The sequence below is a fragment of the Terrimonas rubra genome, assembly GCF_042686025.1.
Lineage (GTDB): Bacteria > Bacteroidota > Bacteroidia > Chitinophagales > Chitinophagaceae > Terrimonas > Terrimonas rubra.
This window is the reverse complement of the sequence record NZ_JBHUOZ010000003.1, coordinates 1718121-1730773: the sequence shown is the minus strand read 5'-3', so window position 1 is coordinate 1730773 and position 12653 is coordinate 1718121. Positions and strand designations below refer to the sequence as shown.

The window sequence follows — 12653 nt, the reverse complement described above, 5'->3', positions numbered from 1 at the left end:
ATGAGGAAATGTCCTATAATGAATTTTTTATTTACTGCGAGCAAAATGATATGATTTTCGGATGGCGATAAATTAAAACTATGATTGATACAATTGTATTGTACATTAATAACATAAACCAGTATGAAAGCATTTTTGAAAAATTTTATAATCCTACTCAAAAATCTAATAGTTACACTACTGCAATTATTGATGAGGATACCGGCGAATATATTGAAAGCCGGAAGAGTACTGTTAATATATATCATGATACTAATCGTGTGTTGCCTATTACTCATCGTAATTCCCTTAATATCGGCAGTTCACATTATACGCTTACTACTTTCTTAAATATGAGCCGTAACAGGCTTGAATTTAATTTTAGTATACCTAAGTACATTTTTGGTACAAACATTTTACAGTTTATCCCATTGTTTGACCAAAGTCCTTTTTATGTATTTACTCATTTGATGGCTTTTTTACAAAAGTTCATCAAAGACACATTTATTGTTGAGCCGTTAAAAGAAGATATTGAAATTAACCGGCTTGACTTATGTTATAACCAACACTTTTTAAGTAAAGATGATGCCCTGCAATATCTTGACCAGCAAAAAGAATTGCTGGTTAAGTTTGCTAGGAGTAGTAAGAATAATTACCGTACTTACGATACCTCACTAATGTATATAACACGCCGTTACTCTTGGAAGATTTATCATAAAGGAACTGAGTTTAAAAAGAATGATTACCCGGCCATTATGAAAGCTGGTAACAAAAACAATTTGGATTTGATGTTTTTGCAAAATGAAAGTGATAAAATACTTAGGTACGAAATGACCTTCCGTAATTCTTTTATTAACTATTTACTTAAGTATTATTTATTCAGTTCAAAGGTGGCAGCTGATATGGCTATATTTAATCATCACCCTGTAAAGCGTTTTTACCAACGCTACCAGGAACTAAGCCCCGAGCGTTCTTTTAATAAAAAGAACAAAACCGAAATTGAAAAATTTGTATCTCGTACAAAGCAATTTAGTTTAGCAAGTGCATTTGATAAGATTACCCGACATGACCTTTTAATACATCAATCAAACGTTACTTTCGATCAAGATATATTTACTATGATGTACAATGTATTTTGGGATAAGGTAAGGCAGTATCAATTAACTACTACTGTAAGTATTGCGCAATTGCAGCATAAAATAAAGGAGGTAAACGACAAAGTAAAGCACTATAAAAAACTTGGTATTAAAGGTCAAAAGGCAAAGGATAGCAGTCGGCTTGTAATAGCTGCGCTGTTATTTCAGCATATGAACATTGATCATTTAAAACAATATATCCCGGAGCGTACTTTTTATGATTTAAAAAAAGATATGTCTAACCTGGGCATAGGGTCAAATAGTACAATGCTCAATATTCCACAGCCCAAAATTGATTATTCAGACTATAAAATTATTTTCTTAAACTATATACATTTATGGCATGGCTTTTAAAAAGAAAGACAACAAAGCAATATTTATTTTTGTACCGTGAGTACGGTAGTTGTATTTCACTTGCTTTCAGTGATAAGACTTTTCATTCAATACAATTTCCTACTCGTTATCGTGCTCAATCTTTTAAACAAAAACATAAATTATGGGAACTCCAAATTTCGCAAGTTTCTGATAGTGATATTTATATACAAAAGAGAATTGAAGATTTTCATAGCGGCCAATAGGCCGCTATTTTTGTTTTATCGCTAATATTATTAATTTAGCTTTTAAAACATATATACTATGCTTAAAAAGCACTTAACAAATATTTGGAAAGACCTTATAAAAAATCCTGATATAAAGGATGGTGAACGTTATGAGGACATTGTTTGTAATGACTATTTTCCTGCTTCACATTATGATTTAATTCATCGTACACATGACGTTAATACAAATTCTATTCGTTTCATAGAAAGTAGTAAATGGCCGGATTTATGGTTTAGAATTAAAGGCACAAAAACTGAATTTAGAATTGAGTGCAAAATGCGTAATAATTATACTGATAGTAATTTGATCAATATTTGCACTGATGATCAGCTCCAACGTTATAAAACTTTCCCTAACACGTTTATAATGCTTTACGCTTATTCTGATAATGGTTACGATGATTATTTAATACCTGTAAAAGAAATGCGTTTCAAAGGAATGTATTTAAACCAGCTACATCCGTACCTTATAAAGTATGATCCTCCTATCTTTCCCGGATTAATTACTAAGTACATAAATTAACAAGTGTTAATAAAAAAAAGTAAAGCAACATTATAATATGTTGCTTTTTTTTTATACTATTGCTTTTAGTTCTTTGTTACTTTTAAATGGAAACGCATATACGTTAATTGACGATACTCTACACTATTTGTAAAACCGCTCTGGTAAAACATCCTACTTAACAAAACGTCAATACTTACATAACGATTTTTTTATATTTATCTCCAAAGCCTTGACAGGCGTGCGTTTTATCTTCTACTTCGTCAACCTTCATATTATAAATTATAAGAAAATAATAGACGCATATAATTATTAATGAATGAATTATGATTTATGAATTTCAATAATAATTTTAAATATTAATTATTAAATATTTAAATATGAAATCCGGCACGCTCCCGGGTTAAAAAAATTACCGGCTACCCCATGGATAACCGGTAATTGATCTTGTGCCATAAAATGCCGGTTTATTTCACCAGCATCAGGTATTTATCTTTATTGTCAATCATGATCCACAATAATACCACCCACATAATAATGGCCATAAGTAAGCCATCGGGGGCTACAATTATATGGGTAAGCAATATGCCCACCATTACCGGGAAAACCACCAGCGCACCCAAGGCCCTGGTTTTGGGTATGGCCAGTAATAAACCGCCGATAATTTCGGCCCAGGCAATCAGCGGCATCAGCCATTCAATTTCCATCATCGCCATACTGTCTTTTACTATGGCCTCAGGCATATTATCCGGCATGGGCATATAATTAAAAAACTTGTTCAGGCCCGCGTTAACCAGGAAAAGTCCCAGCAAAACGGATAATACCAGCAAAATTGTTTTTTTCATGTTGTTCATTTTTTATGGATTATTCATTTTAAACGTTCCAATTTACCCTTACGTTTTACAATGTTTTTATAATCCCACTGTATATCGCGGGCCAGTTGCAGCCAGCGTTGCAGGTCTTTCTTTTTTATTTCGCCTGTAGCGTTGTAAAATATGGATGCATCTTTAAACTTAGCGCCTTTTACGGCCAGGGCTTCTTCCTCAAAATCGGCCCCGCTCCAAAACATCAGGCGGATACCCGCTTTCTGTTTGCTGTATCCGGCTATGGGGTTACCATCAATAAACCATACCGGGTGTGCATGCCATACTTTATTTTCGGCTTCGGGTAACTGTTTGCTTATTTCGGTGGCTAATATGGTACAGATGACTTTATCGTTTTCGTTCTGCGTATTGTTATACGTTAATACATCCGGGGCAATTACTTGTTTCATGCTGTTGTTTTATACTAATCAATTACCGGGTGCCCGGCTGTATTGGTAGTACAAATTACAATACCGTATTGGAATTACAATTGTCATAGGGCAAGAAAATAACAGATAGTTTTTTAATTAATATAATTAATACGTCATTTGTGTCAATACCAGCTTGTAAATGACTACCGGATATTATTTATATTTATACTGCCCTTATCCCTTATTAATAAACCAGTTAACCGTTATAACTTATGCAAAAAGTAACCGGCCTTGGCGGCGTATTTTTTACATGCGATGATCCGCAGGCCATGAACAATTGGTACGCCAAAAACCTGGGCCTGCCCGTAAGTGCCTATGGTGTAACCTTTGAGTGGCGGCATGCCGATGAGCCGGCCAAAATTTATATTTAATAGGTAAGATATAATATTGGGGCGTGTCCCTTGCCCCGATTACATAGTGTTTCAAAGAGGATCATGTCATGCGGGCAAGGGTCGGGCTATACGCTGCTACTCCGCCACAGATGCCACCGCACAAGGCTTCAGCGGGGTATTCGCTGCTATCCCTCACGCGAATTAATAATAAAAATATTTAATCTTGATGAAGCTGCTTATTTTTTTATGGGCTTTGTGTGATTAAGCATTTTACCAACTTCTAACAAAATTTGAACTGATTTTTCGGGTACATTTCCATTACCATCAGGTCCTATATTTAGTAATAAGTTACCGCCGTTGTTATTTATCTCATTAAGCTTTTGATATACTGTTTCAGGCAATTTCCAGTTGTTATCTCCTATTTTAAATCCCCAAGAATTATTTAAAGTATAGCAGGCCTCCCACTCATAATCTAATTTTTCTTTCGGATGTTCTTGTTCGGGAGTACCAAAATCCTTTTTAAATAATTCCCGCTTAGCCACCCTATTGTTAACAATGATACTGGGTTTTAATTCTCTGATATAATTATAAAGGTCTGTTCCAGCATCATTATTCCACCATTCTACCCAATCCCCATCAAACCATAAAATATCAGTATCATAATTTTCTATCAGTTCTTTTATTTGATTTTTCATATATAGGATATATTCACTACGCTTACCGTATTTCATTTGTACATCTCCCCACATTGACCAGGAACTTACTCCTGTTACATTCCGTTGTTGACTATTATGATGCCAATCAATAATGCTGTAATATGTACCGAATTTTAGTTCATATTTTTTGCACGCAGCACTAAGTTCTGCCAGTATATCTCGTCCTTTAAATGGTGTATTGACTACATCAAAATTAGTGTACTTACTATCCCAAAGACAAAATCCTTCGTGATGTTTGGTGGTAATAACTATATATTTCATGCCTGCTTCTTTTGCAAGCGAAGCAATCTTGTCTGCATCAAAATCTTTTGGGTTAAAGGTGTGCGTAAGCATTGCATAATCCTGTGCAGTAATATCTGCACCTGCCTGTATCCATTCAGCATATCCATCTATTGTATCTTTGTTCCAAATGCCACCTAATTGACTGTAAAGTCCGAAATGTATAAACATTCCATACTTTGCCTTTTTAAACCAATCCATACGCTGAGAATATGCAGTTTTGGATTCTTGCGTGTAATCGTGTGAGACCTGCGAATTTGCAAATGCATTCAACATGAATATCAAAATAAGTAATAGTCCTGTGTTTTTCATTTTACAATAGTTTAATTAGCGTTAGCTGCTAAATTTAACAACATGGTTGATTCCGGTTAACTAAAAAATATTTAAATATAATTTTTTGTTCTCAATAAAGCAGAATTGTTGATGAATATTTCTTTATAGGAATACTAACAGTGTATTCCTGCTGCCAACCTCGTCATTGATGGTTATTTTTGGGGGTATAGTTTTGGATCGGCAGCAGGTATGATTTTTCTTTAGGTGTGTTGTTTATATTTTCCTGCACGTACATATGTTAGCCATCGCTTTGATGACAACCGTTAAAATTATGCAGCGTACTTTGGCAGGATAATGCGCCGTGCCCGGGCTGGATAATCAAAAAGGATTAACTTCTTTTGTGTATCATAATAAATCCAGTAGTATCTAGTATAATATTTTTTAGCTCATTTACTTTAATGATGCTGGGTTGACGATGCAACATACGATGACAGTTAGCACATACTAATGCTAAGTCAGTAACCTTTGTTGGTCGGTTAATATCGTAAAGTGCTAAGGGCTCAATATGGTGGCACTCAATAAAACCTTTGCCTAGTTCACCATAGGTTTTATAAAAATCAAACCCACAAGCCTCACAAGCGAGTGTGCCGGTAGCTTTTAATACCGCTTTCTTTTTTGCAGCTATTACTTTAGTATTACGCTCGCGGTATTTATGCATTTTGTAGAGTACTTGTCCCTCTTGTACTCCATCAGTAAATGTGTTTTCATCTTCCTCTATTTGGTAGAGTTGTTGCCGTAAAGACTCATTAGTAGTAATGGCTTTTATTTGTTGTACTAAGTGATGAAGGCGGGCACGATCATTTTTAAACTCCTCAAAAACCAATTTATCAAGTTTGCCACCTCTTTCCATACCCTTACCGCCATAAGCAGGGTCGATTGCTAAAAAGTTGGATAGTTTTAAACTAACGCCGTTCGGATTGCGAAAACGTTCAGCATCGGGCCTGATGGACACAATGGGTAATTTGTTCAGTAGTTCGGATAAGGCAATAATGTTTGGGTTGCGAGCATCTATACTACCTCGATTGGGATCAAAGTAAAGATCAAGGGCAAGCATAAGCTCGTCGCGGTGCCAATTAGGATTTTTCAAAACTGGTGGTTTGCTTTAAAAATATTAAATATACATTTTTAATTATATAAATGATATTTCTAGTTATCTATTCATCCTGCCGCGTGAGGGATAGCAATGAATACCTCTACAGCGGTATAGGGCTGGCATATTTTTACTCAAAAAGATGATGATTAATCCCCTTTATTCGTGGGTACGCACTAAAATAGGTATAGTATTCAGGCTTTTTGCAGCAATAACGACGGCAGTATAATTTTAGATTCTTTTTGTTTAGCCTCATCTTTCCAATATACCACAAAGTTTATTTTGGCGGTGGTAATGCTGAAGCCACGATCATAGTACGCCTGCAAAGTAGCCTTGAATTTTTGGGCGTATTTAAGCATTTGCTCTCCATGAGGGTTGGACAAGCCATCATCTAGTGGTTGTAAGGAAGTACCGCTGAAAAGATGGTTGATTCTGTGCTGCACATATTCGAAATAGCCTAACTGCACATCACGGTGTGTGAGGTGCAGGGTTATTTGCTGTGGTTCAGGGTACTGATTATGGTCTTGATTATAAACAAGCTCCTCTACAGAAAAGGGTTGTAGGTAGTGGCCCTGGTAGTGTATGTTCAGGTTGGTTTTAGCCCTGGTGATGGCCACGTATATTTGTCGCTTGTCTTCATCGGTAGCGGGCGTAAATTGTTGTAACAGAAGGTACACGTTATCAAATTCCTTGCCCTTGGATTTGTGAATGGTAGATGCGTACACTACTTCGGTATCGATGCTGAGAAAGTCTTCTATCTTAGATTCTAAGAGGAAAGCCTTCCAGTCGCTTTTGTATTTTTTGGCGGTATTGACTGCTTCAAATGCCTGGATGGCGGCAAGGGCTAGGTCTTTCTGGGTGCTGGTTTGGATATGCCCTTGTAGTCGGCGTTTAGCATCGGCCCAATCCTCGTCGGTTATTAAGGGGTTGTCAGCATGGGCATGAACCATATCGGAAAAATAACGTAGTTCGTACAGGTTACTAAGGTTAAAGCCTTCGTTGGATTGGATGAGCTTTGCCTGCATGCCTTGTTGCAAGAGCAAGCCGCAGAGCAGTTGGGCTTCTTCATTGGTTTTGGTGAGTACGCAGGTAGAACCGGATAGCCCGGCCTTGCCTATAGTACTGGCCAGTGGCAGAATGATAGGGTTGTATGTGTATTGTGTTATATGAATTAACCCGTTTTGTTGCTGGCTGGCAAAACAAGGCTCGGTTTTAAGCCTGTGGCTGATGGTGGCGGCCCATTGGTTGGCCAGCGATACAATATTGTCTTTGCTACGGTAGTTTTCTGTAAGCTCGTATTTAATGGCACTTTTTTCGGTAATGAGCTGTTGCATATGGGCTGCATCGGCACGGCGAAACCCATAGATATTTTGGTCATCGTCTCCTACCAGGATGACCCGCATGTCTTCGTTTTGCTCCATGAGTGCCTTTACCAGTTCGTATTCTTCGCTGTTCATGTCCTGGGCTTCATCTACTACCAACACCGCTTTAGTAATGCGGAACGTTTCTATTTCACCGTTTCTTATTTTGGCTACTGCCGTTTGTATAATGTTATCAGATTCCAGCAGGCTGCCTATTCTTCCCAGCAGATCGAAACAATAGGAGTGAAAGGTTTTGATTTCTGTAAAATGCGCCGCATTGCCTATGAGTTCGATCAGGCGCTTTTTAAATTCGGTGGCTGCTGCACGGGAAAAAGTGAGCATGAGCAGTTGCTCGTGCTTTACATCTTCGGCCATAAGCAGTGAGGCCAGCTTGTGCACCAATAACCTGGTTTTGCCACTACCCGGCCCTGCAGCTACCACAATATACTGGCTATTGGTATTTTTAATGATTTTTAGCTGAGTCGGCGAGAGCGCACCAAATAATCGCATAAATTTTTCCGGCGTTAAGGTTCGCTTGATTTCATCCTGCCGGCTGCCGGGAAAGTATTTTGATAAGAAGGAGGTATAGTTCAACTTGAAGTAGTCATCTACAAATTTTAAAGCTTCCTGATAATTGCGGATCATTTTTTGGGCATACTCTCCTACAATATGGATCTGTTGTACTTTTTGTTGGTAAAACTGTTTTAATTTTTCGTAGTCGCTTTCTTTGTATTGTATCCGGTTGTTTTTTTCAATTCGCTCGATGGTAAGCCTGTTATGCACCACCAGGAATCCTCCTTCAATTTTGATGGCTTCTATACGCGACAGGTAAAACAGGCTGTCCTCTACATCGTCGATGGTGACTTGTATGGCAAACAGCCCCTGCTCCTTTTCGATCATCTCTTTAAGCTCTTGTACCGAAAATTCGATCAATACTTCTTCTTGAATGTTATCGTTTGTGGTAAGTGTTATCACCTTTTTGTGCAGGTATTCGGTGATCAGCTTTGCGAGTAAATGGCGTTTCTCCTGTTTTTCCCGGAAGACGTTTTTATCCATCATTAAACCAATCTGCACATGGTTCCTGGAATATTCCAAATTACGGCGTTTGATCCAGTTCTTGATTGCCCAGAAGTTGATGATAGTCTTTAATTGGTTCAGTGAGCTGTCTTTAATACCTGATTGCAGCGAGCCCTCGATGATCTCTTTTAAATGATAAGCAGCCTCTCCTTCTTTTAACTGCGTTAATAGCAGTTCTTCCTGTTTTCTAAAGCTTTCAACTATGGCTAATGATTTATTGGCAGATTCGTTTTTTTTGATAAAAGCTGTTAGATCTTTGGTATGGGCAAGTATATTTTCATCCCGCATTAATTCAATTACCCGGATCACCTGCTCTCTGTATATCCCCAGCTGATCGGAGATATAATCTATTCTTGATTCTGCCACTTCTTCTGTGGATAGTCTTTTGCTTTTGCTGGAAAACAGTTTTTTAATGATCCGTATCGCTTGCTCTTTTTCTGTATTGGAGAATTTTTCTGATGTATTTATCTTGTCGATGGCCTCTTGTGCATTTTTACTAAGGATGCTGCTGGCAAAAACCCTGGGCATGTTTTGTCCCCGTTTTAAGTAGCCGGCATCTTCCAGGGCTGCAATGGCGGTGGTTACCCTTGTTTCAATTTCATTGATGCCATCGTCCCACCCTGCTTTCCTGGCTATTTCCAACGCCGAATTGGAGGCTTTGTCCCTTGTTTTAGTCAGTTCTTTTATGGCTTTCCACACCTGGTTAATTTCTTTGCTGCTGATCTTGGTCTGGTTCAACAGGATGAAATGTTTGTCCAAGTCTTCTTCATTAAAAAGTATGAAACAATCGGCCTTGATTTGCTCATCACGACCGGCTCTTCCGGCCTCTTGAACATAGTTCTCTAGTGAATCGGAAATGTCGTAGTGTATGACGGCGCCTACATCGCTTTTATCTACCCCCATACCAAATGCTGAAGTAGCTACCATAGTATTTATCTCGCCGGTCATGAAGGCATTTTGGTTGGCAGTTTTCTCCTCCTTATTCATTTTGCCATGATAAGCCTTGGCTATAAATCCATCGCTGGTGAGCCTTTCCGCCAGTTTATATGCTCTTTTTGTACGGGATACGTACACAATCGTAGGACAATTTTTTTCTTCGATAATACTTCTGAGCTGGTTGTATTTATCCTCTTCATTGTCCCGCCGATAAACCCGGTATTGCAGATTGGTGCGACCAGCATCGGCTCGGAATACAGTTAAATTGAGCTGCAATTTTTCCTTGAAGTAAGAGCGGATGTCTTCTATTACCTTTTGCTTGGCAGTGGCCGTAAAGCAGGAGATCGGAATGGTATGATTGAGCCCTTTTTTTTGTTGTAGGTTTTTGATGAAGTCGCCGATATATAAGTAATCTACCCTAAAGTCCTGCCCCCAAGAGGAGAAACAATGTGCTTCGTCAATTACAAACCGGGCGATTTTTCTTTTCAGCAGTAATCGCTCGATGGTAACAGACCGGAGTGACTCGGGAGAGATATATAACAAGCTGGCTAGTCCGTTTTCAATTCTTTCAATGGCTTTACCCCGATCTATGGGATCCAGCAGACCATTGATGGTAACAGCTTCTGTGATGCCTTTTTTTTCAAGATTATCCACCTGGTCTTTCATTAAAGACTGTAAAGGGGCTATCACTACGGTAAGGGCTTTTGCATTTTCGCCACTCATGAGTGCAGGCACCTGGAAGGTGATGGACTTGCCGCCGCCGGTGGGAAATACGGCCAGGATGGAATCTCCTTGTATTGCTGCCCTCACCGCATTTTCTTGCAACGGCTCATGGCCATATTTACGGAAACCTGGGAAACCAAAGTGTTTTTTTAGAGCAAGCACGGGGTCGTGGGCAAGCCTGCAATAGTTGCATCCCGACACACAAGGATTATTCCTCATGAGAAAAAGCAACTTTTCAACATCGGGGTAGTTTTTTAAGACCCAGGGTGGTGTAATGGAAAAACGATCATCGCAATGGAGTAATGCCAGTGTATAGGCCAAAGCCACCGGAGATTCTTGCATAAAAGATTTCAGGTCACTTTGGTTGCATATGGCATGTTGAAATAGATTGCTGATGCTGATTTGTAGCTGTTCTTTGTCTATAGAGGTGGTATAATTAAGGTACCGGAAGAAGTTGTCAAAGCCTTTTTGATCGTGTAAAAGCCTATACAGGATTTCTTTAAACGTATTATCCAGCGCTTGAAAGGCAGCTACCTCATCATAAAACAGATCTCTCGCTTTTTTAGCATCATTGAATGGATTGCTGCGCTCCTCCGTCTGTACCTTATCATCTTTGAGTAAGCGGTGATAGGGTTGTTTGGGGAACAATAAAGGTGATAGCAATAGTGTATCAATAGCTTTATGAATACCCCATTCCGCATTACCAAAATGCCTTTGTAGAAAGGCCAGGTCGTGAGCAATAATGTTGTGCCCGCAAATAAAGTCGGAGGTATCAATAAATGTTTCGAATTCTTTGGGTTGATTCTTATGGAAGCCAGATCCGTCTGATAAAACACAGCCGATATCCAGCAATTGTGCGCTTGTAGGATTTAGTTCAATATCAAAAAAGGCAATAGAGGTCATTTTAAGACTTTCTTTAGTACATACCTCTAAAATAATTATAACTATTTAAATTAAAAGTGTTTGCCAGCTTTTTATACCATAGGATATTTTGTAATATCACTGCATTTGCTACAATTAGTTGAGACATTCGGTGTGATTAAAACGAGGTCTAATCGAGCCTTACCACTATTTCATCTCCGCGTGAGGGATAGCAGCGGCTACCCCGCTGAGGCAATGGTGCGGTGGCATCTGTGGCGGAGTAATAGCGGATAGCCCGACCCGGAGGGGCACGCCCTACCCTGGCCATAAAAAATCCCCTGGTTACAGGGGATAGGGTATAATAGGACCGTTATTTTATTGCGGCAGTTGGCTGGCATCCGAATACATAATTTCCCACTGGTGACCGTTGGGGTCGGCAAAGGAGTCGTAATACATCCAGCCATGGTCCTCGCCCTGGCGGTAACGGGTGGCGCCATTATCCAGGGCCAGTTGTACCAGTTCATCTACCTTTTCGCGGCTTTCTACCTCAATAGCGTTAATTACCTGCGTAGTGCCGGTGGCAATGGGCCTGTTGGTAAAGCCACTGAAGAAGGGCTCACTTAATAACATGGCATAAATAAGTCCTTCGTTCAATACCAGGCAAAGGGCTTTGTCATCGCTGAACTGTTCGTTAAACGAAAAGCCCAGTGTGGTCCAGAAGGCACGGGTGGCGGCCACATCCTTAATGGGCAGGTTTACATAAATTGCTTTTACTTTCATATACTGTATGGTTTATTTGCTGGTACAAGGTTACAGCATAACTGAACTAAGGCACTTGGCATAAGGCAAGAAATAATAGTGCAGCCTAAGGTTTTTGATAAACAGGTTTTATGAATATCTTTAGTCAACCATGCCGGTAACATAAACTACCCGTATAAAACAAAACAGTATGGCCAAACCAGCACAAATAAAGACCAAACCCACCACTGTAAGTGTGGACGATTTTATTGCCGCCGTAACCAATGAGCAACAACGGAAGGATAGCCAAACCATACGTACAATGATGGAGAAAGCCAGTGGGGCAAAGGCAAAAATGTGGGGTGCTTCGCTGATAGGCTTTGGCGATAAACGGTATAAAAGCGCGGCTACCGGGCGTGAAGTGGACTGGTTTATCATCGGCTTTTCGCCGCGGAAGGCCAACCTCTCGCTGCACCTGGCCATTAACCTGGAAAAACAAGCCGCTACCCTGCAAAAGCTGGGCAAACATAAAACCGGCGCTGGCTGTATTTATATTCATAAACTGGAGGATGTGGATACCAAAGTATTACAGGAACTGATAAATACTGCCGTGAAAGTAAAATGATATTATCGCTAAACAGCCTCTGGCTTTAAACCTTTCATTAGCCCGCCAGTCAATGATTGTATAATTACCACA

General features: G+C 39.3%; 11 protein-coding genes. 5 read left to right on the top strand and 6 right to left on the bottom strand.

What is annotated here, in order from left to right; all coding sequences use genetic code 11:
• Positions 1-80 precede the first annotated feature (80 nt).
• The 3 genes from ACFS6H_RS16455 to ACFS6H_RS16445 are packed head-to-tail and all read left to right on the top strand — an operon-like array spanning position 81 to position 2237.
• Positions 81-1469 (top strand): phage/plasmid replication domain-containing protein, encoded by a 1389-nt coding sequence (locus ACFS6H_RS16455; protein ID WP_386101389.1) that lies wholly within the window; start codon positions 81-83, stop codon positions 1467-1469.
• Positions 1454-1693 (top strand): hypothetical protein, encoded by a 240-nt coding sequence (locus ACFS6H_RS16450; RefSeq protein WP_386101386.1) that lies wholly within the window; start codon positions 1454-1456, stop codon positions 1691-1693. Before ACFS6H_RS16455 ends, ACFS6H_RS16450 begins: the two co-directional genes overlap by 16 nt.
• Positions 1694-1751: 58 nt before the next feature.
• Positions 1752-2237 carry a hypothetical protein gene (locus tag ACFS6H_RS16445; protein ID WP_386101383.1) on the top strand — a complete coding sequence of 162 codons (486 nt, stop codon included), beginning with the start codon at positions 1752-1754 and terminating at the stop codon, positions 2235-2237.
• 446 nt (positions 2238-2683) lie between these two features.
• Here ACFS6H_RS16445 and ACFS6H_RS16440 read toward each other — a convergent pair whose 3' ends face one another.
• Both ACFS6H_RS16440 and ACFS6H_RS16435 read right to left on the bottom strand, forming a co-directional pair.
• Positions 2684-3061: a DoxX family membrane protein gene (locus tag ACFS6H_RS16440; RefSeq protein WP_386101380.1), complete on the bottom strand. Its 378-nt coding sequence runs from the start codon at positions 3059-3061 to the stop codon at positions 2684-2686.
• Positions 3062-3084: 23 nt separating this feature from the next.
• The gene (locus ACFS6H_RS16435; protein ID WP_386101377.1) at positions 3085-3489 is read right to left on the bottom strand and encodes a DUF1801 domain-containing protein; all 405 of its coding nucleotides are present in this window, start codon (positions 3487-3489) and stop codon (positions 3085-3087) included.
• Positions 3490-3722: 233 nt separating this feature from the next.
• Here ACFS6H_RS16435 and ACFS6H_RS16430 point away from each other — a divergent pair, with 233 nt between their 5' ends.
• Positions 3723-3881 carry a hypothetical protein gene (locus ACFS6H_RS16430; RefSeq protein WP_386101374.1) on the top strand — a complete coding sequence of 53 codons (159 nt, stop codon included), beginning with the start codon at positions 3723-3725 and terminating at the stop codon, positions 3879-3881.
• A 197-nt stretch (positions 3882-4078) separates the two neighbouring features.
• On the opposite strand, the gene ACFS6H_RS16425 is transcribed toward ACFS6H_RS16430, so the two are convergent.
• The 4 genes from ACFS6H_RS16425 to ACFS6H_RS16410 form a co-directional block, all read right to left on the bottom strand.
• On the bottom strand, positions 4079-5149 hold the full coding sequence (locus ACFS6H_RS16425; protein ID WP_386101371.1) for an alpha-L-fucosidase: 1071 nt from the start codon (positions 5147-5149) through the stop codon (positions 4079-4081).
• A 349-nt stretch (positions 5150-5498) separates the two neighbouring features.
• Entirely contained in the window at positions 5499-6257 is a 759-nt protein-coding gene (locus ACFS6H_RS16420) for an HNH endonuclease (protein ID WP_386101368.1), read from the bottom strand.
• 197 nt (positions 6258-6454) lie between these two features.
• Positions 6455-11260: a RecQ family ATP-dependent DNA helicase gene (locus tag ACFS6H_RS16415; protein ID WP_386101366.1), complete on the bottom strand. Its 4806-nt coding sequence runs from the start codon at positions 11258-11260 to the stop codon at positions 6455-6457.
• A 333-nt stretch (positions 11261-11593) separates the two neighbouring features.
• Entirely contained in the window at positions 11594-11998 is a 405-nt protein-coding gene (locus tag ACFS6H_RS16410) for a VOC family protein (RefSeq protein WP_386101364.1), read from the bottom strand.
• Positions 11999-12167: 169 nt separating this feature from the next.
• On the opposite strand from ACFS6H_RS16410, the gene ACFS6H_RS16405 reads away from it, so the two are divergent.
• A complete protein-coding gene (locus tag ACFS6H_RS16405; RefSeq protein WP_386101361.1) occupies positions 12168-12581 on the top strand; it encodes a DUF1801 domain-containing protein in 414 nt (137 codons plus the stop codon).
• The last annotated feature ends 72 nt before the right edge of the window (positions 12582-12653 follow it).